Genomic DNA, 24,376 nt, shown 5'->3' with positions numbered 1-24,376 from the left:
GTCGGCACTCACAAGACGAAGCCCCGCGGCTTCGCGAAGCCCGGCAAAAGCGGCGCGCCGGCGTTGAACGAAAAGCGCCAGTTCACCCGGCCGTCCAGCTTGCGGCCCAGGCGCACGGTGCCGAGATTGCCCTCGCGGAACAGCGCGACGACGCGGCCGCCCTCGCGCAGCTGCTCGGCCAGGGCGTCGGGGAAGATCTCGATGGCGCCCTCGACCAGGATGGCGTCATAGGGGGCCTGGCTGGCGCAGCCCTCGGCCAGGGGGCCCCTGACCACGGCGACGTTGAAGACGTCCTGCGCCGCCAGCCGGGACTCGGCCTCGGCGGCCATGGCCTCGTCGCTCTCGACCGCGACGACGGCCTCGGCGATGCGGGCCATGACGGCGGCGCCGTAGCCGTAGCCGCAGGCCACGTCCAGCACCAGGTCGCTGTTCTGAAGCGCCAGCACATCCATCATCCGGCCCAGCGTGCGCGGCTCCAGCAGGACGCGGTCGGGGGCCAGGTCGATGTTTTCGCCGGCATAGGCCACGTCGCGGCGCGAATCGGGGACGAACTGTTCGCGCGGGACGGTCAGCATCGCCTCGATCACGGGATAGCTGGTCACCTCGTTCGGACGGACCTGGGTGTCGACCATCATGGTGCGTCGCTGCGCGAAATCGGTCATTCTGCGAACTCTGCTTTCGGTTGGCTATGGCACCTCTTGCCACGAAATTCCCGGCTGGGCAACGGCGGGCGACGCCATTGCCGCAAGGATGTGGCCGTGGCAAGGTCGCAGGCATGAGCGCCTATCTTTTTCCCCCGCCCCCCGTCGCCGCGCTGCCCGTCACCGGGCAGGCCGGCCGCTTTCCCGTGGACCGCATCTTCTGCGTCGGGCGCAACTATGCCGCCCATGCCGCCGAGATGGGCGGCGAGGTCGACCGCGAGGCGCCGTTCTATTTCACCAAATCCGCCCGCGCGGTGCTGGAAAGTGGCGCGGTGCTGCCCTATCCGCCCGGGACCGCGGATCTGCATCACGAGATCGAGCTGGTCGTGGCCATCGGCGCGCCGGCCTTCCGGGTGGCGCCGGACCGGGCGATGGCGGCGGTCTGGGGCTATGGCGCCGGGCTGGACATGACCCGGCGCGACCTGCAGGCCAAGGCCAAGGCCAAGCAGCGGCCCTGGTCGCTGGGCAAGGATTTCGAGGGTTCGGCGGTGCTGGCTGCCCTGACGCCGGCCGCGGATTTCACCCCGGCGGCGCAGGCGATCCGGCTGGCGGTCAACGGCACCCTGCGCCAGCAGGCCCGCATCGACGACATGGTCTGGTCGATTCCCGAGCTGATCGCCGACCTGTCGCATTACTATCATCTGGCGCCGGGCGACCTGATCATGACCGGCACGCCGGCGGGCGTGGGCGCGGTGGGTCCGGGCGACCGGCTGGCGGGCGGTATCGAGGGGCTGGCCCCGGTCGAACTGGTGCTCGGCGCGGCGGATTAGGCCGGATCCTGCCACTCCAGCACCACTTGGGTCTGGATCACCACCGCGGCCAGCTGGCCGTCGCCGCGCAGGATGTCGGTCTGCCAGATCATCGTCGTGCGGCCCAGGTGCAGGGGCTTCGGCCGCGCCTCGGCCACGTCGCCCAGCCGGATCGGGCGCAGGAAATTCGTCTTGCTTTCCAGCGTGGTGGTGGCGGCGCCCTCGGGCAGGCGCAGATAGGTCGCGGTGCCGGCGGCGTGGTCGGCCAGGCTCATGATGGCGCCGCCATGCAGCACGCCGTTGCGGTTGGTCAGGGCGCGGGTGACCGGCATGCGCAGCGTGACCTCCTCCAGCGTGGCCGAGACGATCTGCATGCCCAGCGATTCGGAATAGGGCGAATGGATCTCGCCAAAGGCGGTTTGGCTCTCGGTCATCGCGGTCCCCGGTTTGTTGCGCCGGCATCTTCGGCGCCGCGGGCGAGCGCGTCAATCTGTGCTCAGCAAGCGGGGGCGGGCTCGGGCCGGCCCTTCAGGTCCAGGCCGCGCGCGGTCGGCGCATGCCAGGTCTTGGTGGCATGGGTGGCGCCCGAGGGGTTGGTGCCGATCTGCGAGCCGCCGGTGCCGCCGGTCCAGCCGGTCGAGCCGGTATTTTCGGGCGCCGTGCCGTCGCCCGCGCCGCCCTGCTGCGGCGTCGCCGGCTCGGCCTTGGCGGCCGCGGGCGGGCATTTGCCGGCGCGCGACGCCACCGGCTGCGCCGGGCTGGGCACCGAACTGGGCGCGACGCCCTTCTCCGGCGCGGCCTGGGCCGGGGTCTGCGGGGCCGTCTGCGCCGCCAGCGGCGCGGCCAGCGCCAGCGTCAGGCCGAGCAGGGCGGCGGGCATCGCGATCAGGGACGTGATCCGGGACATGGGGTCGATCCTCCTGCCGGCCCAACGCCGGCCGGCGGCGGCGGTTCCTGCCCCAGACCGGACTTCTTTGCTCCATAAATACCCAAAGAACCGTCAGGCGACGGCAATTCCCGGCTCGCCCGCCGCGCAATGCCCGACCACGGCGGCCAGCGGGTGACCGGCGGCGCGAATTTGCGCCAGCACCGCCTCGGCCGCCTCGGGGGCCACGGCGACCAGCAGCCCGCCCGAGGTCTGCGGGTCGGTCAGCAGATGCCGGCGCCAATCGGCCAGCCCCTCGGGCAGCGCCACCTCGGCGCCATAGGCGGCCCAGTTCCGCAGCGAGGCGCCGGTGACGAATCCCGCCTCGGCCAGCTCCGCCGCGCGGCTCAGCAAGGGCAGCGCCGCCTGGTCCAGATGCAGCTGCAGCCCGGCGCCGCGGGCGATTTCCAGCCCGTGGCCCAGGATGCCGAAGCCGGTCACGTCGGTCAGGGCATGCACATCGGCCCGCTTGGCCAGATCGGCGCCGACCTTGTTCAGCGTGGTGGCCGAGGCGACCATCTCGTCGATGCCGGCCTGGTCCAAGGCGCCCTTCTTGATCGCGGCGGAATAGATGCCGACGCCCAGCCCCTTGGTCAGGATCAGCGCGTCGCCCGGCCGCGCATCGGCATTGCGGCGCAGCTCGGACGGGTGGCAGAGGCCGATCACCGCGAGGCCATAGATCGGCTCGGGCGCGTCGATGGAATGGCCGCCGGCGACCGGGATGCCGGCCTGATGGCAGATCTCGCGGCCGCCCTCCAGGATCTCGCGGATCTGGTCCGGCGCCAGCTTGTCGATGGGCATGCCCAGGATCGCCAGCGCCATGATCGGCCGCCCGCCCATGGCATAGATGTCGGAGATCGCATTGGTCGCGGCGATGCGGCCGAAGGCGCGCGGGTCGTCCACCATCGGCATGAAGAAATCGGTGGTGGCGATGACGCAGGTGTTCTCGTCCACCTGATAGACCGCCGCGTCGTCCGAGGTCTCGGTCCCGACCAGCAGCTGCGGAAAGGCCTGCGCCACCGGCTGGCCCGCCAGCAACTCCCGCAGCACCGAGGGCGCCAGCTTGCAGCCGCAGCCGCCGCCATGCGCCAGCGAGGTCAGTCTGGGGTGGTCGTTCATCGCGAGGCCCTCCTGTCAGTCAGCCGGCGCACCGTAACGTAGAAGGCCGGCACCATGAAGATGCCAAGGAAGGTCGCGGCGATCATGCCGCCCATCACCCCGATGCCGATGGAATTCTGCGCCCCGGCCCCGGCGCCCCGCGCCACCGCCAGGGGCAGCACGCCCAGGATGAAGGCCAGCGAGGTCATCAGGATCGGCCGCAGCCGCTGGCGCGCGGCCAGCGCCGCCGCCTCGACGGCCGAGCGGCCCGACTGCTGCAGGTCGCGGGCGAATTCGACGATCAGGATGGCGTTCTTGGCGGCAAGCCCGATGGTGGTCAGGATGCCGACCTTGAAATAGACGTCGTTCGACTGGTCGAAGGCCAGGGCCGCCACCACCGCGCCCAGCACCCCCACCGGCACCGCCAGCATGACCGAGAACGGGATCGACCAGCTTTCGTAAAGCGCCGCCAGCGACAGGAACACCACCAGCGCCGACAGCGCAAACAGCCAGGGCGCCTGGTTGCCGGCCTGGCGTTCCTGATAGGACAGCTCGGTCCAGGCCATGCCGTAATTGCCGGGCAGAGCGGCGACCAGCTCCTCCATCGCGTCCATGGCGCCGCCAGAGCTGAAACCCGGGCCGGGCTCGCCCTCGATCTCGATGGCGTCGACGCCGTCGATGCGCGCCAGCCGCGGCTCGACCGGCTCCCAGCGCGTGGTCATGAAGGCGTTGAAGGGCACCATCTCGCCCTGCGCATTGCGGGCATACCAGCTGTCGATATCCTCGGGCTGCATGCGGTTCGCCGCCGCCGCCTGCACGATCACCGGGCGCAGCTGCGCGCCCAGGGCGAAGTCGTTGACCTCGGTGCCGGCAAAGATCGTCGACAGCATCGAATTCACCGCCGGGACCGAGATGCCGAAGCTTTCCGCCTTCTGCTGGTCGATGTCGATCCTCAGCGCCGCGTCGTCCTCGGAGTTCTGCGCCTCGGGGTTCTGCACCCGCGGATCCTGGCCGGCCTGTTCCTCCAGCCGCTCGGCCGCCTCGGTCAGGGCCTCGATGCCGGCGCCGGCCTGGTCCATGACATACATGGTGAAGCCCGAGGTGTCGCCCAGCCGCGGGATCGCCGGCGGCTGCATGAAGAAGATCCGCCCCGCCCGGTGCCCGGAAAAATGCCGGTTCGCGCGTTGCGCCAGCGCGCGGGCCGATTGCGAGGGATCGGCGCGCTGGTCGAAGGGATGCAGCCGGACATAGATCGTCGCCTGGTTCTGCGCCGTGCCCGAGCTGCCGAAGCCCATGGCCACGAAGACCGAGCTGACCACGTGTTTTTCCTCGGTCAGCATGTAATCCTCGATCTCGCGCACCACGGCGGCGGTCTGCTGCGCGGTCGAGCCCTCGGTCAGGGTGATGCGCGATTGCAGCACGCCCTGGTCCTCGGAGGGAATGAAGGTCGTGGTCAGCCGCCCGAACAGGTCGAAGGCGCCATAGCTGATCGCCGCCAGCACCAGCATGACCAGCAGCGGCCGGCGCAGGCTGCGCCGCACGGTGGCGGAATAGCCCGCGGTCAGCCGCTCGAACCCGGCGTTGAACCAGCGCGCCGGGGCAAAGCGCGGCGCGCCGTGGCCGCGGCGCAGCAGCGTGGCGCACATGGCGGGGGTCAGGATCAGCGCCACGGCGAGCGACAGCACCATGGCGGTGATGATGGTCACCGAGAACTGCCGGTAGATCACCCCGGTCGAGCCGGGCATGAAGCCCATCGGCAGGAACACCGCCGACAGCACCAGGGCGATGCCGATCAGCGCGCCGCTGATCTGGCCCATGCTCTTTTCGGTGGCGGCGACCGGGTCCAGCCCCTCTTCGGCCATGACGCGCTCGACGTTCTCGACCACGACGATGGCGTCGTCGACCAGCAACCCGATGGCCAGCACCATGGCGAACATCGTCAGCGTGTTGATGGAATATCCCAGCGCCGCCAGCATGGCGAAGGTGCCCAGAAGCACCACCGGAATGGCGATGATCGGGATCAGCGTCGCGCGCCAGTTCTGCAGGAAGATCAGGATGACCAGGAAGACCAGCACGATGGCTTCCAGCAGCGTGTGCCAGACCTTCTCGATCGACAGCTCGACGAAGGGGGCGGTGTCATAGGCGACGCGCAGCTCGACCCCCTCGGGCAGCGCCGAGGCCAGCCCGTCCAGCGTGGCGCGCACGCCGTTCGAGGTCTCGACCGCATTCGCGCCGGAGGCCAGCTGCACCGCGAAGCCCGAGGCGTTCATGCCGTTGAAGCGCGAATCGCGGCCATAGCTGACCTGGCCGATCGCCACCTCGGCCACGTCGCCCAGGCGCACGGCGGCGCCGTCCGCGCCGGTCTTCAGCAGGATGTTGCGGAAATCCTCGACCGAGGTCAGCTGGCTCTGCGCCGTGACCGTGGCGGTGAACTGCTGGCCCGCGACCACCGGCTGGCTGCCCAGCGCGCCGACCGAGACGGTGCTGTTCTGCTGCGCCACGGCGGTGGTGATGTCGGTCGGCGTCAGCTGGAACTGCGCCAGCCGCAGCGGGTCCATCCAGATCCGCATCGCATAGCCCGAGCCGAAGACATTGACCCCGCCGACGCCCTCGGTGCGCTTGACCGGCCCCTCGACCACCTGCTCCAGCAGGTTGCCCAGCTCGATGGTGGACTGCTTGCCGCTGGTCGAGACCAGCGCGCCGACCATCAGCGTCGAGGTCGAGGTTCGGCTGATGCTGATCCCGTCGTTCTGCACCGGCCCGGGCAGCCGCCCCTCGACCGAGCGCACCTTGGCCTGCACCTCGTTCAAGGCATCGGTCGGCGTCACGCTGTCGTCGAAGGTCAGCACCAGCGCCGAGCGCCCGGTCGAGGAGATCGAGGTGGTGTAGAGCAGCCCGTCGAGCCCGGTCAGCACGTCCTCGATCGGCGTGGTGACGGAATTCTGCACCGCCCGCGCGGTGGCGCCGGAATAATTGGCGGTGATGCGTACCGTGGTCGGCGCGATGTCCGGATATTGCGAGATCGGCAGGCCCAGAACCGCCCAGGCCCCGGCCAGCATGGTCACGATGGCCAGCACCCAGGCAAAGACCGGGCGGTGAATGAAGAACTTTGCCATCAGCCTTCCACCGCCTCGCGCACCACGCCCTCGGCGTCGATGGTGACGGGGACGGTCGTGACCTCGGTGCCGGGGCGCAGGTCCTGCAACCCGTCCAGGATCAGCTGCTCGCCGGGGCTGACGCCCTGGTTGACGATCCAGCTGTTGTTCCAGCTGCCCTGCTCGCTCAGCGTGACCTGCTGGGCCTTGCCCTCGCGCACGACAAAGGCGGTCAGGGTGCCGTCGGTGGCCCGCCGCGTGGCGCGCTGCGGCACCAGCACGGCGCGGGTGCTGCCCTGGGTCAGCCGGACGCGCAGGAACTGGCCCGGCAGGATCAGCGCCTGCGGATTGTCGAAGCGCAGCCGGATCGGCACGGTGCCGGTGGTGGTGGACACCAGGATGCCGGGGCTGACGATGCGGCCGCTGCCGCGGTAGGTCTCGCCGGTCTCCAGGATCAGCTCGGCCGGCGTCTCGCCATTGGTCATCAGCTGCCCGGCGTCGATGCGCGCCCGGTTGCGCAAGAGCCGGGCCGAGCTTTCGGAGACGTCGACATAGATCGGGTCCAGCTGGGTGATGGTGGTCAGCGCCTCGGACTGGCTCGCCGTGACCAGGTCGCCGACCGAGACCTGCGGCACGTCCGGCACCCCGTCCAGCGGGCTGCGGATCTCGGTCCGGTCCAGCGACAGCCGGGCGGCGTCGCGCGCGGCCTCGGCGGATTTCAGATCGGCCTCGGCCTGTTTCAGCGCCACCTCGGCATTGGCGCGGTCCACGGCGGACACGCCCGAGCCCTCCAGCCGGCGATAGCGGGTGACGGTGTTCTGCGCCTGGGTCAGGCTGGCCTCGGCCCCGGCGACGGCGGCCTCGGCGGCGGCCAGCGCGGCGGCCAGCGTCTCGGGGTCCAGCCGGAACAGCACGTCGCCGGCCTTGACCGGCTTGCCGGGATCATAGGCGATCTCCAGCACCTCGCCGCCGACCTGCGGCCGGATGCCGGTCTGCTGAAAGGCGATGGCGCGGCCGGGCAGGGTGACGGTATAGGGCACGTCCTGTTCGGCCGCGACCATGACGCCCACCTCGCGCGGCCCCTGCGGCCCGCGCTCGCCCTGCTGGGCCAAGGCCGGCCCGGCCAGCAGCAGGGCCAGCGCCGCCTGTCTCAAGATCGCTTGCCCGAAGGCCATCTGCCGTCCCTTGCGGTTTGGTGGTTTGCCGCATTGTTTAGCGGCCAAATCCCAATGGCAAGTAAACGACCACCCCGCAGCGGATCACGGATTCGCCAGCGGCTGGATTCTTTCCGTTTTCCAAATACCCATGCCGACCTTGCGGCGGGGCGAAAACGGTTCAGAAATCGACGCAGAGGCCCTTTTTCTCGTAATCGCCGAAACGCACCGGCTCCGGCCCGTCGCGGCCGCCCAGTTCGACGGGCAGTTCCAGCGGCGCGGCAGCCTTGCGGCGCGCCTCGGCCTCGGCCAGGGCGCGTTGCGCGGCGGGCGGCAGATCCTTGCGGTCGGTCATGGCGGTTTCCCCTGCTTCGCGCTAGACCCTGCCAATCTAGGCAAGGGGTCGGGTTTGGACAAGTCACAGGACAGATCGGGCAGGGACGGCGCGCGTTCGGGCGCGCTGCGCCTGCTCGCCGCGGTGGAAGAGGGCGCGACGCTCGACGAGGCCGCGGCGCTGATCGAGGGCGCCGCACCCCCCGACCGCGCCCGCGCCCGCCGCCTCGCGCGCGAGGTGCTGCGCCGCCAGGCCCGCGCCGATGCGTTGCTCGCCCCCTTCCTCGCCCGCCGCCCGCGACCCGAGATCCAGCGCATCCTGCGCCTCGCCACCGTCGAGATGCTGGCGCTGGGCGAGGCGCCGCATGGCGCGGTCAATGCCGCCGTGGCGCTGGCCCGCGCCTCGGGGCCCAAGGGGCAGGCGGCCTCGGGCATGGTGAACGCGGTGCTGCGCAAGGTGTCGGCTTCGGCCGAGGCCTGGGCCGGGCTGCCGCCGCAGCACATGCCCGGCTGGCTGCGCAAGCCGGTGATCGCCGCCTGGGGCAAACCCGCCGCCCGCGCCATCGAGGCCGCGCATGAGGCCGGCGCGCCCCTGGACCTGACCCCCAAGGCCGCGGATTGCCCGGGCGAGGCGCTGCCTAGCGGCTCGCACCGGCTGCCGGCCGGCACCCAGGTCTCGGCCCTGCCGGGCTATGATGCCGGCGACTGGTGGGTGCAGGATGCCGCCGCCGCGCTGGCGGTGCGGGTGCTCGACCCGCAGCCGGGCGAGACCGTGGCCGATCTCTGCGCCGCGCCGGGCGGCAAGACGCTGCAATTGGCGGCCGCCGGGGCGCGGGTCACGGCGCTGGACATCTCGGAATCGCGGCTGGCCCGCGTGGCCGAAAACCTTGCCCGCTGTGGCCTTGCCGCCGAAATCGTCGCCGGTGACGCGCTGACCTGGCGCCCCGAGGCGCCGCTCGATGCGGTGCTGCTGGATGCGCCCTGCTCGGCCACCGGCACCATCCGCCGCCACCCCGAACTGCCGCTGATCCGCGACGGCGCCGGCCTGGCCGACCTGACCGCGCTGCAAGCCCAGCTGATCGACCACGCGGCCTCCCTGCTCAAGCCCGGCGGCCGGCTGGTCTATGCCACCTGCTCGCTCTTGCCGGCCGAGGGCGAGGAGCAACTGGCTGCCGCCCTGACGCGCCACCCCGGCCTGACCGTCGAGCCGCCGCAGGCGCCGGGGATCGAGCCCGGCTGGATCACCGAACAGGGCGGCTTGCGGCTGCGGCCGGACCTGTGGCCGGAACGCGGCGGTATGGACGGCTTCTTCATCGCGCGCTTGCGGAAATCCGCTTAGCCGCCCTAAGGTTGCGCTGTCCTAATCAATGCGTTGCCCATGACCGAAATCGCTGCCGCGCCCAGGGGATTTTTGCGCCGCCCCGAACCCAAGGCCATAGGACACCCCGGCCGGGGCGAGCATATCGTCGCCGGCGAGATGCACCTGGGCGGCATCGCCGTCGGCGGCGATTTCTTCGCCGCCGACCTGCCCGCCAGCATCGCGGCCGAGCTGAATGGCTTCGGCTGGCTCGACGACCTGGCCGCGGTCGGCACGCCCAAGGCCCGCGCGGTGGCGCAGGATCACGTGCTGCGCTGGATCCGCCGCCACCCCGAGGCCCGGCCCGATGCGCCGGAATGGGCGCCCGAGATCGCCGGCCGCCGCGTGCTGCGCTGGATCTTCCATGCCGGGATGATCCTGCCCGGGCTCGACCGCGACGGCGCCGGGCCGTATTTCCGCGCCCTCGACCAGCACCTGAACCACCTGCGCGACAGCTGGTATGACAGCGAGGACGGGCTGGCGCGGCTCGAGGCGCTGGCCGGGCTCGCCATCGGCGCCATGTATCTGCGCGACCGCCAGACGCTGGCGCTGCCGGCGCTGATCGCGCTGGCCGAAGAGGCCGACGCCATGGGGCTGGACACCCTGGCCGAGGCTCGGGCGCCCGAATCGCTGCTGGATGCTATGGCGCTCTTGGTCTGGGCGCAGGAGGTCGCGGACGAGGCCGGGCTGGATGCGCCGGCCGAACTGCGCGGCATCATCGGCCAGATCGCGCCGGTCCTGCGGGCGCTGCGCCATGCCGATGGCGCGCTGCCCTGTTTCCACGGCGGCGGGCGCGGCGCGGCGGGGCGGCTGGACCGCTGCCTGCGTGCGGCCGAGGGCGCGGCGCTGCCCGCGCACGGGCTTGCCATGGGGTTTGCCCGCATGGCGCGGGCGCGCACGACGCTGATCCTGGACGCGGCGCCGCCGCCCGGCGGCCCGGCGGCGGTGCGGGCACATGCCTCGACGTTGGCCTTTGAACTCACCGTGGCGCGGCAGCCGCTGATCGTGAACTGCGGCCCCGGCGACGGGTTCGGCCCGCTCTGGGCCAAGGCCAGCCGGGCCACGCCCTGCCATTCGGCGCTGTGCCTTGCGGGCCTCTCGTCGTCGCGGCTGAACCCGAACCGGCAAGAGGGCGAGCCCGACATCCTGACCGAGCGCCCGGACCTGGTCTGGGCCGGCGATTGCGACGCGCTGGGCAACCTGACCGCGCCCGATTTCGGCCCCGCCCATGCGCCCGAGCCCGCGCATCTGCTGGCCGGCCACGACGGCTGGCTGGCGAGCCACGGCCTGACCCATCTGCGCGAGCTTTGGCTCGACCCCGACGGGCTGGGCCTCAAGGGCGAGGACTCGCTGGCGGCGCTGGACGCCAGCGCCCAGGCGCGGCTGGACCAGGTCCGCCCCGAGGAAGGGCTGGGTTTCGAGATCCGCTTCCACCTGCATCCCGAGGTGCAGGCCCGCATGACCGGCGCCGAGGTGCATCTGACCCTGCCCACCGGCGACGCATGGGTCTTTGCCCATGACGGCGTCGGGCAGGCGCGGCTCGAAGCCTCTTGCCTGCTGGACCGGGCGCTGGCCGAGCCGCGCCCGTCGCGCCAGATCGTGATTTCCGCCAGCTTGCAGGGCCGCGCCATCCAGATCGGCTGGACCTTGGCCCGTTCCGGCGCTAGGTGACGGGCCAAATCCGCCAATCCATCACGGGGCCCGAGACCGATGACCGACCGCATTCCGCTGAAGCGCGCGCTGATTTCCGTTTCCGACAAGACCGGCCTTCTGGACTTCGCGCGGGCGCTTTCGGCGCGGGGGGTCGAGCTGCTCTCGACCGGCGGCACCGCCAAGGCGCTGCGCGAGGCCGGGCTGACGGTCCGGGACGTGGCCGAGGTCACCGGCTTTCCGGAAATGATGGACGGCCGCGTCAAGACGCTGCATCCGGTCGTCCACGGCGGCTTGCTGGCGCTGCGCGACAACGAAGAGCACATGGCGGCGGCGCGCAGCCACGGCATCGAGATGATCGACCTCTTGGTGGTGAACCTCTACCCGTTCGAGGCCACCGTGGCCAAGGGCGCCGATTACGACGACTGTATCGAGAACATCGACATCGGCGGCCCGGCGATGATCCGCGCCGCGTCCAAGAACCACGCCTTCGTCACCGTGGTGGTGGATGTGCAGGACTACGCCGCCGTGCTGGCCGAGCTGGACGCGAACGACGACACCACCAGCTTCGGCTTCCGGCAGCGCCAGGCGCAGATCGCCTATGCGCGGACGGCGGCCTATGACGCGGCGGTCTCGACCTGGATGGCGGCGCAGATCGGCGAAGCGGCGTCGCGCCGCCGCGCCTTCGCCGGCGAGCTGGCCCAGACCCTGCGCTATGGCGAGAATCCGCATCAGTCGGCGGCCTTCTATCGCGACGGCTCGGACCGCCCGGGCGTCGCCACCGCCCTGCAATGGCAGGGCAAGGAACTGTCCTACAACAACATCAACGACACCGACGCCGCCTTCGAGCTGGTGGCCGAGTTCGACCCAGGCCAAGGCCCGGCGGTGGCGATCATCAAGCACGCCAACCCCTGCGGCGTGGCCCGCGGCGACAGCGCCGTCGATGCCTATCGCCGCGCCTTCGACTGCGACCGCACCTCGGCCTTCGGCGGCATCATCGCGCTGAACACCCGGCTCGACGGCGAGACGGCGAAAGCCATCACCGAGATCTTCACCGAGGTCGTGATCGCCCCCGACGCCACCGACGAGGCGAAGGAGATCTTCGCGGCCAAGAAGAACCTGCGGCTGCTGACCACCGGCGGGCTGCCCGATGCCAGGGCGCCGGGCCTGAGCTTCCGCCAGGTCGCCGGCGGCTTCCTGGTGCAGGGCCGCGACAATGGCGTGATCCTGCCCTCGGACCTGAAGGTGGTGACGCAGCGCCAGCCCAGCGAGGCCGAGCTTCAGGACCTGCTTTTTGCCTGGACCGTGGCCAAGCATGTGAAATCGAACGCCATCGTCTATGCCAGGGACCTGGCGACGGTCGGCATCGGCGCCGGCCAGATGAGCCGGGTCGATTCGACCCGCATCGGCAAGCGCAAGTCCGAGGACATGGCCGAGGTGCTGGGCCTGGCCCAGGCGCTGACCATCGGATCGGCCGTGGCCTCGGACGCCTTCTTCCCCTTCGCGGACGGCATCGAGGCGCTGGCCGAGGCCGGGGCCAAGGCGGTGATCCAGCCCGGCGGCTCGATGCGCGACGACGAGGTGATCGCGACCGCCGACCGGCTGGGGCTGGCGATGGTCTTTACCGGCCAGCGGCACTTCCGGCACTGATGGCGGCGCCGGCGACTCCGAAGCCCCGGAAAAGCCCGGTGGCCCCGAAGCGGCGCAGCAGGAAGGCGCCGCCGCCGCGCGTCTGGCGGCCGGTCCTGCTGACGGCGGCACTGGTCTTTCTGCTGGACCAGGCGCTGAAATACCTGGTCGTGCATGTCATGCAGCTGGACCGCATCCGCGAGATCGACCTGATCGACCCCTGGCTGAACCTGCGCATGGCCTGGAACCAGGGCATGAACTTCGGCCTGTTCGCCAGCGACGTGGACGTGATGCGCTGGGTGCTGATCGCCATCGCGCTGGCGGTCTGCCTGTGGGTCGCGGTCTGGATCGGGCGGGCCAAGCCCTCGCGCTTTGCCCAGGTCTCGGCCGGTCTGCTGATCGGCGGGGCGCTGGGCAATGTCGTCGACCGGCTGGCCTATGGCGCCGTGGCGGATTTCCTGAACATGTCGCTGCCGGGCTGGCAGAATCCCTACAGCTTCAACGTCGCCGACATCGCGATCTTTGCGGGCGCGCTGGGGCTGGTGCTGCTGCCGCCGCAGAAGAAGCCCGAGCCGAAGAAGCGCCGCCCGCCGCCCAAGCCGCGGGTGCCGAAGCCCGCGCCGGCCGAAAACCCGGCCCCGGCCGGCCCCGACGAGCCCGAGCTGGCGCTGGACGACAAGACCCGTGACGGGGCCGGGAATTCACGCTAGAACGGCGCCAGAAGAACATGAGGGACGCAAAGATGCGGGCGATCGCGCTGATGATGACCATGCTGGGCCCCGTGCTGGGCGTTGCGGCCTGCAGCACCGATCCGCACCTGATGAACATCTCGTCCGGCCGCTCCAGCCCCGACGAATTCGCCATCCTGCCGACCAAGCCGCTGACCATGCCGACCGACCTGTCGGCGCTGCCGGCCCCGACGCCGGGCGGCGCGAATAGCACCGATCCGACGCCGCAGGCCGATGCGGTGGCGGCGCTGGGCGGCAATCCGGGCCAGTTGGCGGCGCAGGGCGTGGGCGCCGCCGATGGCGCGCTGATCTCCTATGCCTCGCGGCTGGGTCGCGACGCCGGCATCCGCCAGGTCACGGCCGAAGAGGATGTCGCCTGGCGCAGCCGCCACTCGCGCCGCCTGCTCGAGGTGCTGGCGCGCACCAATGTCTATTACCGCGCCTATGAGCCGATGACGCTGGACAGCTGGGCCGAGCTGGAGCGCTGGCGCCCGACCGGGGTGCTGCTGCCCTCGGCGCCGCCCGCGGGCGTGGCCAAGGTCGAGGCCGTGCGCCCCGCCGACAACGCGCCGGTGCTGCTCGACTAGATCACGCTTAGATGACGGGGCCCGGGCTTGCGCGGCCGGGGCTTCGCGGGCAGGGTCTGGGCGCGACCCGGAACCGGAGCCTGCCCATGACGAGCCTTGCCCGCCTGACCCCGCTGGCGCTGGTGCTGGCCGCCAGCCCCGCGCTGGCCGAAATGCCGAAAGGCATCAGCCATTTCACCCTGGAAAACGGCCTCGAGGCCGTGGTGATCGAGGATCACCGTGCGCCTGTCGTGGTGCAGATGGTCTGGTACAAGATCGGCTCGGCGGACGAGCAGCCGGGCAAGTCGGGCATCGCGCATTACCTGGAACACCTGATGTTCAAGGGCACCGACAAGCTGGGGCCGGGCGAGCTGTCCAAGACCGTGACCGCGAACGGCGGCATGGACAACGCCTTTACTAGCTACGACTACACCACCTATTTCCAGCGCATCGCCGCCGACCGCCTGCCGCTGGTCATGGAGATGGAATCCGACCGCATGGCGAACCTGCGCATCGGCGAGGACGACTGGCAGGCCGAGCGCCAGGTGGTGCTGGAGGAACGCTCGCAGCGCACCGACAGCGACCCCGGCGCGCAGTTCTCCGAGGAGCGCAGCGCGGTGCAGTTCTACAACCATCCCTATGGCCGGCCGGTGATCGGCTGGCGACAGGAAATGGAGGGGCTGACCCGCGACGACGCCATCGCCTGGTATGACGCGCATTATGCCCCGAACGACGCGGTGCTGGTCATCGCCGGCGACGTGACGGCCGAGAAGGCCCGCGAACTGGCCGAACAATATTATGGCCCCATTGCCGCCAAGCCCGATTCGACCAGGCTGCCGCGCCCGCAGGAGCCGGTGCAACGCTCGCCCCGCCGGATGGAGCGGGTCGATGCCCGCGTCGCCCAGCCGGTGATGCTGCGCACGGTGATCGCGCCGCAGCGCCGGCACGAGGATCAGAAGACCGCCGCCGCGCTGACCGTGCTGGCGGAATTGCTGGCCGGCTCGTCCCAGACCTCGGTGCTGGCGCGCGAGTTGGTGCTGACCGGCAAGGCGCTTTACGTCGATGCCTCCTATGACGGGTTCTCGGTCGATCCGACCACCTTCGGCCTGTCGCTGGTGCCGGCGCCGGGGGTCGAGAATGCCGATGCCGAGACGGCGCTGGATGCGGCGCTGAAGAAGTTCCTGGCCGACGGCCCGGATGCGGCGCAGCTGGAACGGGTCAAGACCCGGATCCGCGCCGCCCGGGTCTATGCCCAGGATTCGGCGCATGGCCGCGCCTATGACTATGGCCAGGGGCTGGCGACCGGCTTGACGGTCGAGGACGTGAACGACTGGCCCGACGTGCTGGCCGCCGTCACGCCCGAGGACATCACCGCCGCCGCGAAGCTGGTGCTGGAAAACCCCGCCACCGTGACCGGCTGGCTGCTGCCGCAGCCCGGCGCCGATGCCTCGGCCGCGCCCCAGCCCCTGCCCGCCGCCCAGACCGGAGACGTCGAATGATCCGCGCGCTTGTCACCTTCGTCTTCGTCGCCCTGGCCGGCCTGCCCGCCAGCGCCATCGAGATCCAGCAGATCACCTCGCCCGGCGGCATCAAGGCCTGGCTGGTCGAGGATCACTCGATCCCCTTCACCGCGCTGTCGCTGATGTTCAAGGGCGGCGCCAGTCTGGACGCGCCCGGCAAGCGCGGCGAGATGAGCCTGATGACCGCGCTGCTGGAAGAGGGCGCGGGCGCGATGGATTCGGTCGCCTATGCCGAGGCGGTCGAGGGGCTGGGCGCGCAGAACCGCTTCGACATCGGCGACGACGCGCTGACCGTCAACGCCCGCATGCTGACCGAGAACCGCGACCAGGCCGCCGACCTGCTGCGCGCGGCCCTGGTCGAGCCGCGCTTCGACGCCGATGCGGTCGAGCGGGTGCGGGCGCAGTTGCAGGCGGTGATCCGTTCCGAGGCGACCGATCCGCAGAGCATCGCCACCAAGGAACTGGCCCGGCTGGCCTGGGGCGCGCATCCCTATGCGACCTCGATCAACGGCACCGCCGAATCGGTGGCGGCGCTGACCCGCGACGACCTGGTCGCGGCCAAGGACCGGGTGCTGGCCCGCGACCGCGTGGTCGTGGCCGCCGCCGGCGACATTTCGGCCGAGGACCTGGGCAAGCTGATCGACAAGGTGCTGGGCGGGCTGCCGGAGAAGGGCTCGGCGCCCTTGCCGCAGCCGGCCACGCTGGCGCTGAAGGGCGGCGTGACGGTGATCGACTGGGACAGCCCGCAGACCGTGGTGAGCTTTGCGCAAGCAGGCCTGCCGATGTCGGACCCGGATTATTTCGCCGCCTATGTCGCCGATCATATCCTGGGCGGCGGCGGGTTTTCCTCGCGCCTGATGGACCAGATCCGCGAGAAGCGCGGGCTGACCTATGGCGTCGGCACCGGCCTGGCCAACGGGCTTTACGGCGAAACCTGGCAGGGCGGCATGGCCAGCGCCAATGACAAGGTGGCCGAGGCGGTGGGCCTGATCCGCAGCGAATGGGACCGCTTCGCCGAGGGCGGCGTCACCGAGAAGGAATTGAACGACGCCAAGACCTACCTGACCGGCGAATACCCGCTGCGTTTCGACGGCAATGGCAAGATCGCCGGCATCCTGGCCGGGATGCAGCTGATCGGCCTGCCCGCCGATTACGTCAACACCCGCAATGCCAAGGTCGAGGCGGTGACGGCGGCCGATGTGCAGCGCGTGGCGAAGCGGCTGCTGCATTCCGAGCAGATCCGCTTCGTGCTGGTCGGTCGGCCCGAGGGCGTGACCGCCAGCGACTGACGGCGCGGTAGTTGGGGTATTTGAACAACAAAGAAGGCCGGAGCGAAGCGCGCGGGCGGCTGGCGAATCTGTGACCGAGATGCTAGATCTGGGGGCATGAACAGTCACGCAAACAAGATGCGCCCTGTGATCCGGCAGCTGGACGAGGCCGCCGCCAACCGCATCGCGGCGGGCGAGGTGGTCGAGCGTCCGGCCTCGGCGGTCAAGGAGCTGGTCGAGAATGCGCTGGATGCCGGCGCGACGCGGGTGGATGTCGCCATCGCCAAGGGCGGCAAGGCGCTGATCCGGGTCCGCGACGACGGCTGCGGCATGACAGGCGACGACCTGCCGCTGGCGCTGGCCCGCCACGCCACCAGCAAGATCGACGGCAGCGACCTGCTGGACATCCGCAGCTTCGGCTTTCGCGGCGAGGCGCTGCCCAGCCTGGGTGCGGTCGGCCGGCTTGTGATCACAAGCCGCGCGCCGGGCTTCGAGGCGGCGCAGATCGCGGTCTCGGGCGGGCGCATCGGCCCGGTCAGGCCCGCCGCCGGCAATCGCGGCACCGTGGTCGAGCTGCGCGACCTGTTCTTCGCCACCCCCGCCCGGCTGAAATTCCTGCGCAGCGAGCGGGCGGAGACCCAGGCCGTGGCCGAGGTCATCCGCCGCCTGGCCATGGCCGAGCCCTTTGTCGGCTTCACCCTGACCGACGAGGACGAGGGCAGGCTGCTGTTCCGCGCCGATGCCGAGCAGGGCGAACTGTTCGGCGCCCTGCAGACCCGGCTGGCGCGGGTCATGGGGCGCGAGTTCATCGACAATGCCCTGCCCATCGGTGCCGAGCGGGACGGCATCAGCCTGACCGGATTCGCCGCGCTGCCGACCTATTCGCGCGGTGCCGCCGTGGCGCAGCACCTGTATGTGAACGGCCGGCCGGTGCGCGACAAGCTGCTGACCGGGGCGCTGCGGGCGGGCTATATGGACGTGCTGCCTTCGGGCCGGCATCCGGCGGCGGTGCTGTTTCTGACCTGCGAGCCGCATGCGGTCGATGTCAACGTGCATCCCGCCAAGGCCGAGGTGCGGTTCCGCGAGCCCGACATCGCCCGCGGGCTGGTGGTCAGCGCCCTGCGCCACGCGCTGGCCGGCGCCGGGCATCGCAGTTCCACCACCGTGGCCACGGCGGCGCTGGCGGCGGCGCGGCCGGAACCGGCGCCGCGCCAATATCAGGCAAGCTATGCCCCGGCGCGTCCTTCGGCAGCGGCGATTGCGGCGAGCCTGGCCTTCCAGGCGCCGGGCTTTGCCGAAACCCCGACCGCCCGCGTCGAGCCCGAGCCGGAAGCGCTGGCCGAGGATGCACCGCTGGGGGCCGCCCGGGCGCAGCTGCATGAGAACTGGATCATCGCCCAGACCGCCGGCGGCATCGTCATCGTCGACCAGCATGCCGCGCATGAGCGGTTGGTCTATGAGCGGCTGAAGGCGCAGGCGGAGGCGAATGGCATCGCATCCCAGGCGCTGCTGATCCCCGAGATCGTCGAGCTTTCCGATGCCGATGCGCAGCGCATCCTGTCCATCGCCGACGAGTTGGCCCGGCTGGGGCTGGTGATCGAGCCCTTCGGCGGCGGCGCCGTCGCGGTGCGCGAGGTGCCGGCGCTGGTCCGGCGGCTGGATGCGGCGCGGCTGATCCGCGACATCCTGGACGACCTGGCCGACCAGGGCGCCTCGGACCGGCTGCGGGCGCGGGTCGATGCGGTGCTGTCCTCGATGGCCTGCCACGGCTCGGTGCGCTCGGGCCGGCGCATGTCCGGCGACGAGATGAACGCGCTGCTGCGCGAGATGGAACGGACGCCGAAATCCGGCCAGTGCAACCACGGCCGCCCGACCTGGATCGAGCTGAAGCTCTCGGACATCGAGCGGCTCTTCGGGCGATGATCGTCTCGCACCGGCATCGTTATGTCTTCGTGCATATTCCGAAAACCGGCGGCACCTCGCTGACCCTGGCGCTGGAGGCGCGGGTGGGAAAGGACGACATCATCCTGTCCGACACGCCCAAGGGCCGCAATCGCCGCAGCCGCGTCAAGGACGCGCCGGCGCGGGGGCGGCTGTGGAAGCATTCGACGCTGGCCGATATCGAGGGGCTGGTCGATCCGGCGATTTTTGCTGATTACCGGGTGTTCACGCTGGTCAGGAACCCTTGGGCGCGGGCGGTCAGCTATCACCGCTGGCTGCGCGGGCAGGGCTTCGACCACGCCTCGGTCCGGCTGGCCAAGGCGCTGGAATTCCGCGATTTCCTGCGCCATCCGCTGACGCAGCGCCAGCTTGCGGTGCCGGCGCGGCATTACCTGACCGCCAGCACGGGCGCGGTCGCGGGGCTCTGCCTGCGGCTCGAGCATCTGGACGCCGACCTGCCGGCGCTGGAGGCGCATCTGGGTTTCTCGCTGCGCCCTTTGCCGCATGAGAATCGCTCGGGCCAAGGCGACTGGCGCGCGGCCTATGACGACGCGGGCGCCGCCCTGCTGGCGCGGCTGGCGGCCGAGGACATCGCCCGCTTCGGCTATCGCTTCGATCCCGATTGACCCCGGCCGCGCATGGCGCGACAGTGGGAAAGAGAGGTGCCGCCATGCTGGAAATCAGTCCCGAAAAACTTGCCCATGTCATAATCCGCGCCCGCGAATACGACAGCGGCGTCAACGCCTGGGCGCATAGCGGCCAGCGCACCGGGCGCGGCACCGAGACCGAGCTGACCGAGTTCATCGCCAGCCTGAACGAGGACGAGCAGGCCAGCCTGGTCGCCGTGATGTGGATCGGTCGCGACACCTTCGGCCCCGAGGACCTGGAGGAGGCCATCGCCACCGCCAAGGCCGAGCGCCGCAGCCCGACCGAGGATTACCTGCTGGGCGAACCGCAGCTGGCCGATTATCTGGAGGCCGGGATGGAGGCGCTGGGCATTTCCCCCGAAGCGGCCGAGGACGACTTGCAGCGCCCGGTCTAGCCAGGCTAACGGCCGCGCCGCGTCAGCCGCACCAGGCTGCCCGGATCGCCGTCGATCAGCACCAGCAGCGCGCCATCCGGCGCCACCTCGATGTCGCGGACGCGGCCGATGCCCTCGGCCAGGCGCTGCTCGCCGGTGACGCGGCCGTTCTCGATCTTCAGCCGCACCACGGCCTCGGCGCGCAGGCCGCCGATCAGCGCGTCGCCCTGCCATTCCGGGAACATCGCGCCCTGGTAGAAGGTCATGCCGCTGGGCGCGATCACCGGATCCCAGTAATAGACCGGCTGCTCCATCCCCTCTTGCGCGGTCAGCCCGGCGCCGATGGGATTGCCGTCGTAGTTCTGGCCATAGCTGATGACCGGCCAGCCGTAGTTGCGGCCGGGCTGCGGCTGGTTCAGCTCGTCGCCGCCGTTCGGGCCGTGCTCGACGGTCCAGAGCCGGCCCTGCGGGTCCAGCGCCGCCGCCTGGATGTTGCGATGGCCGAACGACCAGATCTGCGGCTGGCCGCCGCCCTTGGCAAAGGGATTGCCCGACAGCGCCGCGCCGGTCGCGGGGTCGATGCGCAGCACCTTGCCCAGGTGGTTGTTCTTGTCCTGCGCGACCGGCATCTCGGGCGGCAGGCCGCGCTCTCCGGTGGTCACGAACAGCGCGCCGTCGCGGTCGAAGACCAGGCGCGAGCCGAAATGCTGCTGCGAATCGATGCCGGGCTGGCCTTCGAAAATCACCTTGACCTCTTCCAGCGCCGTGCCGTCCCGGGACAAGCGGCCGGTGCCGACGGCGGTGCCGTTCTCGCCGCCCTGGCGCGGTTGCGAGAAGCTGAACCAGACCTGCCGGGTGCGGGCGAAATCCGCTGCCACCGCCACGTCCAGAAGGCCGCCCTGGCCGTCGTCGTCGACCGCGGGCAGGCCCTTCAGCGGCGCGGACAGTTTGCCCTCGCGGTAAAGCCGCATGGCGCCCGGCTTTTCGGTGATCAGCAGGCTGCCGTCGGGCAGCAGCGCCATGCCCCAGGGGTCGTGCAGCCCTTCGACCAGCGGGGTCCGGGCCAGGCGCAGGGCCTGCGGCATGACCGGCGCCCGGGTCTGGCCCTGAAACGCCGGGGTCTGGCCCTTGGCGTTCGGCGGTGCGTCGTTGAAATCGGCCCGCGCGGCCGGGGCGGCCAGCAGCAGGGCCAGCAGGGCAAGGGCCGCGGGGCGTCGCAATGGTGTCATGTCGTCGTCCTTTCTGCTGCGGCGCAGGTCTGCGACCCAACCCCCGGCGGCGCGGCTTGTTCCGACCCGGCGGGCCATTCAGTCGAGCCGCGCCAGATGCGCGGCGAACGTCGCCTCGGCGCGCGCCCATGGCCCCGGGCCGCCGCGGTCCAGTTCCCCCAGCACTGGCAGCAGTTGCGCGGCATAATCGAGCGTGCTTTCGCGCGGCAGCAGCGAGGGCAGGTTGTCGATCGCCATCACGTCGAGCGGCGGCGCCTCGGCCACCCGCGTGACCGGCTGCGCCCAGTCGGTCACGCGGTCATAGACCTGCACCGGGTTGAAATCGCTGGAGGGGTCGCAGGCGACGTCGCCGATCACCGTCAGCAGCCGGCCGGGCTCGACCGCGTTGGGGGCGACGAAGACCGGCGTCTGCGGCCCGGCGAGGATGCAGTTGATGAAGAGTTCATGCGCCAGGACCTGCGGGAAGGGGCCGCCGCCCGCGGTCTCGGCCATGTCCCAGCGCGTCGCCTGGACCCCCATCGCCGTCAGCAGTTCCAAGGCGCCGCCGCCGACCCGGCCGAGCGCGCCGATGACCAGCGCGCGCGGGCGCGGCGCGCCGGTCGCGTCGAGCTCGGCCCGCAGCTCGGCCTTCAGCTGCTCCTGCGTCGGCCAGGCCGCGACCGGGCCGCAGATGGTGCCGCGCCGCTGCGCCGCCCAGGCCTTCAGCGAGACCGCAGCCCCGGCGAAGCCCGCCCAATGGCCAAAGGCCGCCAGCCGCCGGCCGCTGTCGTCGGTCAGGTATTCCAGATCGAGCAGCCGCCCGCCGCCGTCGCGGAACCGGCGCAGCAGCGCCTGCCCGGCCGGCTGGCCCTTGAAGGCATGGCCGAACATGATGTGGCGGTGGACCAGAGCGCCGCCCGGGGGCAGCTCCTTCAGCCCGAAGACGATGGCATCGGCGGGGGCCTCGGACCAGCTGCCCGGGGCGGCGATCTCGGCCCCGGCGGCGGCGTAATCGGCGGTGGGCAGGATGCGATGCGGGCTGTCCTCGACCGTGATGCGGAAGCCGCCTGCGCGAAGGTGGCGCGTGCCCTCGGGCGTCAGGCCGGCGCGCTGCTCGTTGCCGCGCGATTCGCTGCGAAGCCAGAGATGGACCATGGCGGGCTTCCTTTCGGGCGTCAGGGGAAGGGGGCGCAGGCGCCCGCCGGGGGGCGGCGGGCGCCCCCGAACGGGCCCTGCCCGGCGGCGTCGATGCGGGCCATGGCATCGGCGATGGGCTCGATGATGACGGCCATGGCGAAGGCGGTGGCGTGGATCATGCGCAGGGCGTCCAGCGCCATGGCGACATGGCCGGGCCAGAACAGCAGGTCGCCGCGGCGGATCTCGCCCTCGACCGGGGGGAAACCCGCCTGCTGCATGTCGCTATCGCCGGGGCAGGCGATGGCGCAGGCCATCAGCGCGCCTTGCGCCAGCCCCGAACAGTCGATGCCGCAGCGGCTGTTGCCGCCCCAGAGATAGGGCGTGCCGAGCAGCGTCTCGGCCACCGCGGCCGGGTCGGGCGCCGGCTGGTCGGCGATATGCTGCTCCGGCACCCAGCCGCCGCGGGCCAGCCGAGCAAAGCCGCCCTGCACGCCGGTCACCGAAAGCCGCGCGCCCAGCGACAGCGCCATGGTCTCGGGCGTCTTCAGGTCGGGGCCGCTGTAGACATGCGTCGCGGGCGCGCTGACGCGATGGGTGACCTGTGGCAGGTCGTGCTCCAGCGCCTCGGCCCGCAGCCAGCCGCAATAGCCGTCGGCCATGGCCTGGACAAAGGCCCAGCCGTCCTGCTGGTCGATCACCACCAGATCGGCGCCGAAATTCACCTGGCGGTCGCGGGTGCCCTGCGGCGCGCGGCACAGGTCGGCGACCGGCACCGCCAGCCGCGCCGGGCGCCCGGCGGTATAGGCCGGACGGGCCAGCCGGCCGCGCAGGGATTCCAGCGCCACCCGCTCGGTCGCCGGGGTCAGGCGGCGGTCGAAGCCGGCGCTCATGCCAAAAGCTCCGGCAGCGCGTCGAGCAGCGCGCGCATGCCCTGGCCGGTGCCGCCCTTGGGCCGGCCGGGCGCGGCCGAGGGTTGCCAGCCGTAGATGTCGAAATGCGCATACCGCCCGGCGCCGGCGGCGAAGCGGCGCAGGAACAGCGCCGCCGTGATCGCGCCGGCAAAGCCGCCCGAGGGCGCGTTGTCGAGATCGGCGATGCCCGGCTCGATCATCGGCTCGTAGGGCTCCCAGAAGGGCAGGCGCCAGACCGGGTCGGCCGCAGCCATGCCCGCCGACTGGATCGCGGCGGCGGTGGCGTCGTCGTCGCAGAAGAAGGGCGGCAGCTCCGGCCCCAGCGCCACCCGCGCCGCGCCGGTCAGCGTCGCCATCGAGATCAGCAGCGCGGGCGCTTCCTCGGCGGCCAGCGCCAGGGCATCGGCCAGCACCAGCCGGCCCTCGGCATCGGTGTTGTTGATCTCGACCGTGAGGCCCTTGCGGCTGGTCAGAATGTCGCCGGGGCGGAAGGCATTGGCAGAAATGGCGTTTTCCACCGCCGGGATCAGCACCCGCAGCGACAGGCCCCGGGTCAGCCCGAGGCTCGCCATGGTCTCGGCCAGGCCCAGCACATTCGCGGCGCCGCCCATGTCCTTCTTCATCAGCGCCATCGAGGCGGGCGGCTTGATGTCGAGCCCGCCGGTGTCGAAGCAGACGCCCTTGCCGACCAGCGTCAGGCGCGGGCCGCTGCCCGGGAAGCGCAGGTCGATCAGCCGCGGTTCCTGCGCGCCGGCGCGGCCGACGGCATGGATCATGGGGAAATTTGCGCCCAGAAGGTCGGCGCCGCGCGTCACCTCGACCGTGGCGCCGTGGCGGGCGGCAAGGGCGCGGGCGGCCTCTTCCAGCTCCGCAGGGCCCATGTCCGAGGCCGGGGTGTTGATCAGGTCGCGGGCCAGGTATTCGCCCGCCGCCATGGCGAGCAGCCGGCGCAGCTCCACGCCCGCGGGGCAGACCAGCCGGGCGCGCGCCGGCTCGGCCGCCTTGTAGCGGTCGAAACGGTATTGCGCGAAAAGCCAGCCCAGGGCGGCACGGCCGGCATCGAAGCCTTCGGGCAGGTTTTCCAGCCGCCAGTTCCCGGCCGGCAGCGCCTCGGCCGCGCGGGCCAGCGGGAAACGCTCGCGCCCCGGCGGCTGGTCTGCCGCGCCCAGACCAAAAAGCGCGCCGGCCAGCGCGCCGTCGGCCGCGGGTAGCAGGCAGATCTGCCACGGCTTGCCGGCAAAGCCCTGCGCCCGGGCCCAGCTTTCGGCGAACGCGCCGAGCCCCGGGGGCAGCATGGGACCGGCATCGCCGCTATGCACCAGCCAGAGCGGCAGCGACGGGGCGGCGGGATCGGCGAATTCGGGAATCATCGGCAGGGCTCGTCA

General features: G+C 71.3%; 22 protein-coding genes. 11 read left to right on the top strand and 11 right to left on the bottom strand.

Annotation, left to right across the window (positions count from 1 at the left end):
* Nucleotides 1–8: 8 nt before the first annotated feature.
* Nucleotides 9–662, bottom strand: coding sequence for a protein-L-isoaspartate O-methyltransferase family protein (locus ASV56_RS08125; RefSeq protein WP_062561528.1), 654 nt, complete (start codon nucleotides 660–662; stop codon nucleotides 9–11).
* A gap of 113 nt (nucleotides 663–775) precedes the next feature.
* On the opposite strand from ASV56_RS08125, the gene ASV56_RS08120 reads away from it, so the two are divergent.
* Nucleotides 776–1,471, top strand: a complete 696-nt coding sequence (locus ASV56_RS08120) for a fumarylacetoacetate hydrolase family protein (protein WP_062561527.1) — start codon at nucleotides 776–778, stop codon at nucleotides 1,469–1,471.
* Here the strand turns inward: ASV56_RS08120 and ASV56_RS08115 are convergent.
* From ASV56_RS08115 to ASV56_RS08090, 6 genes are all read right to left on the bottom strand, one after another.
* Nucleotides 1,468–1,884, bottom strand: coding sequence for a PaaI family thioesterase (locus ASV56_RS08115; RefSeq protein WP_062561526.1), 417 nt, complete (start codon nucleotides 1,882–1,884; stop codon nucleotides 1,468–1,470). The genes ASV56_RS08120 and ASV56_RS08115 overlap by 4 nt on opposite strands.
* Before the next feature lie 62 nt (nucleotides 1,885–1,946).
* Nucleotides 1,947–2,357: a hypothetical protein gene (locus ASV56_RS08110; protein ID WP_253879920.1), complete on the bottom strand. Its 411-nt coding sequence runs from the start codon at nucleotides 2,355–2,357 to the stop codon at nucleotides 1,947–1,949.
* Nucleotides 2,358–2,450: 93 nt separating this feature from the next.
* A complete protein-coding gene (gene selD, locus ASV56_RS08105) occupies nucleotides 2,451–3,494 on the bottom strand; it encodes a selenide, water dikinase SelD (protein ID WP_062561525.1) in 1,044 nt (347 codons plus the stop codon).
* Entirely contained in the window at nucleotides 3,491–6,589 is a 3,099-nt protein-coding gene (locus ASV56_RS08100) for an efflux RND transporter permease subunit (RefSeq protein ID WP_062561524.1), read from the bottom strand. Before ASV56_RS08100 ends, selD begins: the two co-directional genes overlap by 4 nt.
* Nucleotides 6,589–7,743, bottom strand: a complete 1,155-nt coding sequence (locus ASV56_RS08095) for an efflux RND transporter periplasmic adaptor subunit (protein ID WP_062561523.1) — start codon at nucleotides 7,741–7,743, stop codon at nucleotides 6,589–6,591. The genes ASV56_RS08100 and ASV56_RS08095 overlap by 1 nt, the downstream gene beginning before the upstream one ends.
* A gap of 160 nt (nucleotides 7,744–7,903) precedes the next feature.
* The gene (locus ASV56_RS08090; protein WP_062561522.1) at nucleotides 7,904–8,077 is read right to left on the bottom strand and encodes a DUF1674 domain-containing protein; all 174 of its coding nucleotides are present in this window, start codon (nucleotides 8,075–8,077) and stop codon (nucleotides 7,904–7,906) included.
* Between the two features lie 54 nt (nucleotides 8,078–8,131).
* On the opposite strand from ASV56_RS08090, the gene ASV56_RS08085 reads away from it, so the two are divergent.
* From ASV56_RS08085 to ASV56_RS08040, 10 genes are all read left to right on the top strand, one after another.
* The gene (locus ASV56_RS08085) at nucleotides 8,132–9,394 is read left to right on the top strand and encodes an RsmB/NOP family class I SAM-dependent RNA methyltransferase (protein WP_062561521.1); all 1,263 of its coding nucleotides are present in this window, start codon (nucleotides 8,132–8,134) and stop codon (nucleotides 9,392–9,394) included.
* 39 nt (nucleotides 9,395–9,433) lie between these two features.
* Nucleotides 9,434–11,083: a heparinase II/III family protein gene (locus tag ASV56_RS08080; protein WP_062561520.1), complete on the top strand. Its 1,650-nt coding sequence runs from the start codon at nucleotides 9,434–9,436 to the stop codon at nucleotides 11,081–11,083.
* A gap of 39 nt (nucleotides 11,084–11,122) precedes the next feature.
* A complete protein-coding gene (gene purH, locus ASV56_RS08075; protein ID WP_062561519.1) occupies nucleotides 11,123–12,712 on the top strand; it encodes a bifunctional phosphoribosylaminoimidazolecarboxamide formyltransferase/IMP cyclohydrolase in 1,590 nt (529 codons plus the stop codon).
* Between the two features lie 38 nt (nucleotides 12,713–12,750).
* A complete protein-coding gene (lspA, locus tag ASV56_RS08070) occupies nucleotides 12,751–13,401 on the top strand; it encodes a signal peptidase II (RefSeq protein WP_062562280.1) in 651 nt (216 codons plus the stop codon).
* A gap of 32 nt (nucleotides 13,402–13,433) precedes the next feature.
* Nucleotides 13,434–14,006 carry a DUF3035 domain-containing protein gene (locus tag ASV56_RS08065; RefSeq protein WP_082724761.1) on the top strand — a complete coding sequence of 191 codons (573 nt, stop codon included), beginning with the start codon at nucleotides 13,434–13,436 and terminating at the stop codon, nucleotides 14,004–14,006.
* 86 nt (nucleotides 14,007–14,092) lie between these two features.
* Nucleotides 14,093–15,484 (top strand): M16 family metallopeptidase, encoded by a 1,392-nt coding sequence (locus tag ASV56_RS08060; protein ID WP_062561517.1) that lies wholly within the window; start codon nucleotides 14,093–14,095, stop codon nucleotides 15,482–15,484.
* The gene (locus ASV56_RS08055; RefSeq protein ID WP_062561516.1) at nucleotides 15,481–16,794 is read left to right on the top strand and encodes a M16 family metallopeptidase; all 1,314 of its coding nucleotides are present in this window, start codon (nucleotides 15,481–15,483) and stop codon (nucleotides 16,792–16,794) included. The genes ASV56_RS08060 and ASV56_RS08055 overlap by 4 nt, the downstream gene beginning before the upstream one ends.
* Nucleotides 16,795–16,911: 117 nt before the next feature.
* Nucleotides 16,912–18,696 (top strand): DNA mismatch repair endonuclease MutL, encoded by a 1,785-nt coding sequence (mutL, locus tag ASV56_RS08050; RefSeq protein ID WP_437435913.1) that lies wholly within the window; start codon nucleotides 16,912–16,914, stop codon nucleotides 18,694–18,696.
* Complete coding sequence (locus tag ASV56_RS08045; RefSeq protein ID WP_062561514.1) at nucleotides 18,693–19,340, top strand: sulfotransferase family 2 domain-containing protein; 648 nt, start codon at nucleotides 18,693–18,695, stop codon at nucleotides 19,338–19,340. Before mutL ends, ASV56_RS08045 begins: the two co-directional genes overlap by 4 nt.
* 44 nt (nucleotides 19,341–19,384) lie before the next feature.
* On the top strand, nucleotides 19,385–19,756 hold the full coding sequence (locus ASV56_RS08040) for a DUF3775 domain-containing protein (RefSeq protein ID WP_062561513.1): 372 nt from the start codon (nucleotides 19,385–19,387) through the stop codon (nucleotides 19,754–19,756).
* A gap of 5 nt (nucleotides 19,757–19,761) precedes the next feature.
* Here ASV56_RS08040 and ASV56_RS08035 read toward each other — a convergent pair whose 3' ends face one another.
* The 4 genes from ASV56_RS08035 to ASV56_RS08020 all read right to left on the bottom strand — a co-directional run bounded on the left by ASV56_RS08035 (nucleotide 19,762) and on the right by ASV56_RS08020 (nucleotide 24,361).
* Entirely contained in the window at nucleotides 19,762–20,964 is a 1,203-nt protein-coding gene (locus tag ASV56_RS08035) for a PQQ-dependent sugar dehydrogenase (RefSeq protein WP_062561512.1), read from the bottom strand.
* A 78-nt stretch (nucleotides 20,965–21,042) separates the two neighbouring features.
* On the bottom strand, nucleotides 21,043–22,098 hold the full coding sequence (locus ASV56_RS08030; RefSeq protein ID WP_062561511.1) for a saccharopine dehydrogenase: 1,056 nt from the start codon (nucleotides 22,096–22,098) through the stop codon (nucleotides 21,043–21,045).
* Nucleotides 22,099–22,118: 20 nt separating this feature from the next.
* Nucleotides 22,119–22,970, bottom strand: coding sequence for a C40 family peptidase (locus ASV56_RS08025; RefSeq protein ID WP_082724760.1), 852 nt, complete (start codon nucleotides 22,968–22,970; stop codon nucleotides 22,119–22,121).
* On the bottom strand, nucleotides 22,967–24,361 hold the full coding sequence (locus ASV56_RS08020) for a leucyl aminopeptidase family protein (protein ID WP_062561510.1): 1,395 nt from the start codon (nucleotides 24,359–24,361) through the stop codon (nucleotides 22,967–22,969). Before ASV56_RS08020 ends, ASV56_RS08025 begins: the two co-directional genes overlap by 4 nt.
* Nucleotides 24,362–24,376 lie beyond the last annotated feature (15 nt).

The organism is Paracoccus aminovorans, from assembly GCF_001546115.1.
Taxonomy (GTDB): domain Bacteria; phylum Pseudomonadota; class Alphaproteobacteria; order Rhodobacterales; family Rhodobacteraceae; genus Paracoccus; species Paracoccus aminovorans_B.
This window is presented reverse-complemented; position numbering and strand designations above follow the sequence as displayed.

Bases quoted from the DNA above. Each gene is read 5' to 3' on its own strand.
- ASV56_RS08125 (WP_062561528.1), bottom strand. From the start codon at position 662: ATGACCGATTTCGCGCAGCGACGCACCATGATGGTCGACACCCAGGTC.
- ASV56_RS08120 (WP_062561527.1), top strand. From the start codon at position 776: ATGAGCGCCTATCTTTTTCCCCCGCCCCCCGTCGCCGCGCTGCCCGTC.
- ASV56_RS08115 (WP_062561526.1), bottom strand. From the start codon at position 1,884: ATGACCGAGAGCCAAACCGCCTTTGGCGAGATCCATTCGCCCTATTCC.
- ASV56_RS08110 (WP_253879920.1), bottom strand. From the start codon at position 2,357: ATGTCCCGGATCACGTCCCTGATCGCGATGCCCGCCGCCCTGCTCGGC.
- selD (WP_062561525.1), bottom strand. From the start codon at position 3,494: ATGAACGACCACCCCAGACTGACCTCGCTGGCGCATGGCGGCGGCTGC.
- ASV56_RS08100 (WP_062561524.1), bottom strand. From the start codon at position 6,589: ATGGCAAAGTTCTTCATTCACCGCCCGGTCTTTGCCTGGGTGCTGGCC.
- ASV56_RS08095 (WP_062561523.1), bottom strand. From the start codon at position 7,743: ATGGCCTTCGGGCAAGCGATCTTGAGACAGGCGGCGCTGGCCCTGCTG.
- ASV56_RS08090 (WP_062561522.1), bottom strand. From the start codon at position 8,077: ATGACCGACCGCAAGGATCTGCCGCCCGCCGCGCAACGCGCCCTGGCC.
- ASV56_RS08080 (WP_062561520.1), top strand. From the start codon at position 9,434: ATGACCGAAATCGCTGCCGCGCCCAGGGGATTTTTGCGCCGCCCCGAA.
- purH (WP_062561519.1), top strand. From the start codon at position 11,123: ATGACCGACCGCATTCCGCTGAAGCGCGCGCTGATTTCCGTTTCCGAC.
- ASV56_RS08065 (WP_082724761.1), top strand. From the start codon at position 13,434: ATGCGGGCGATCGCGCTGATGATGACCATGCTGGGCCCCGTGCTGGGC.
- ASV56_RS08060 (WP_062561517.1), top strand. From the start codon at position 14,093: ATGACGAGCCTTGCCCGCCTGACCCCGCTGGCGCTGGTGCTGGCCGCC.
- ASV56_RS08055 (WP_062561516.1), top strand. From the start codon at position 15,481: ATGATCCGCGCGCTTGTCACCTTCGTCTTCGTCGCCCTGGCCGGCCTG.
- mutL (WP_437435913.1), top strand. From the start codon at position 16,912: ATGCGCCCTGTGATCCGGCAGCTGGACGAGGCCGCCGCCAACCGCATC.
- ASV56_RS08045 (WP_062561514.1), top strand. From the start codon at position 18,693: ATGATCGTCTCGCACCGGCATCGTTATGTCTTCGTGCATATTCCGAAA.
- ASV56_RS08040 (WP_062561513.1), top strand. From the start codon at position 19,385: ATGCTGGAAATCAGTCCCGAAAAACTTGCCCATGTCATAATCCGCGCC.
- ASV56_RS08035 (WP_062561512.1), bottom strand. From the start codon at position 20,964: ATGACACCATTGCGACGCCCCGCGGCCCTTGCCCTGCTGGCCCTGCTG.
- ASV56_RS08030 (WP_062561511.1), bottom strand. From the start codon at position 22,098: ATGGTCCATCTCTGGCTTCGCAGCGAATCGCGCGGCAACGAGCAGCGC.
- ASV56_RS08025 (WP_082724760.1), bottom strand. From the start codon at position 22,970: ATGAGCGCCGGCTTCGACCGCCGCCTGACCCCGGCGACCGAGCGGGTG.
- ASV56_RS08020 (WP_062561510.1), bottom strand. From the start codon at position 24,361: ATGATTCCCGAATTCGCCGATCCCGCCGCCCCGTCGCTGCCGCTCTGG.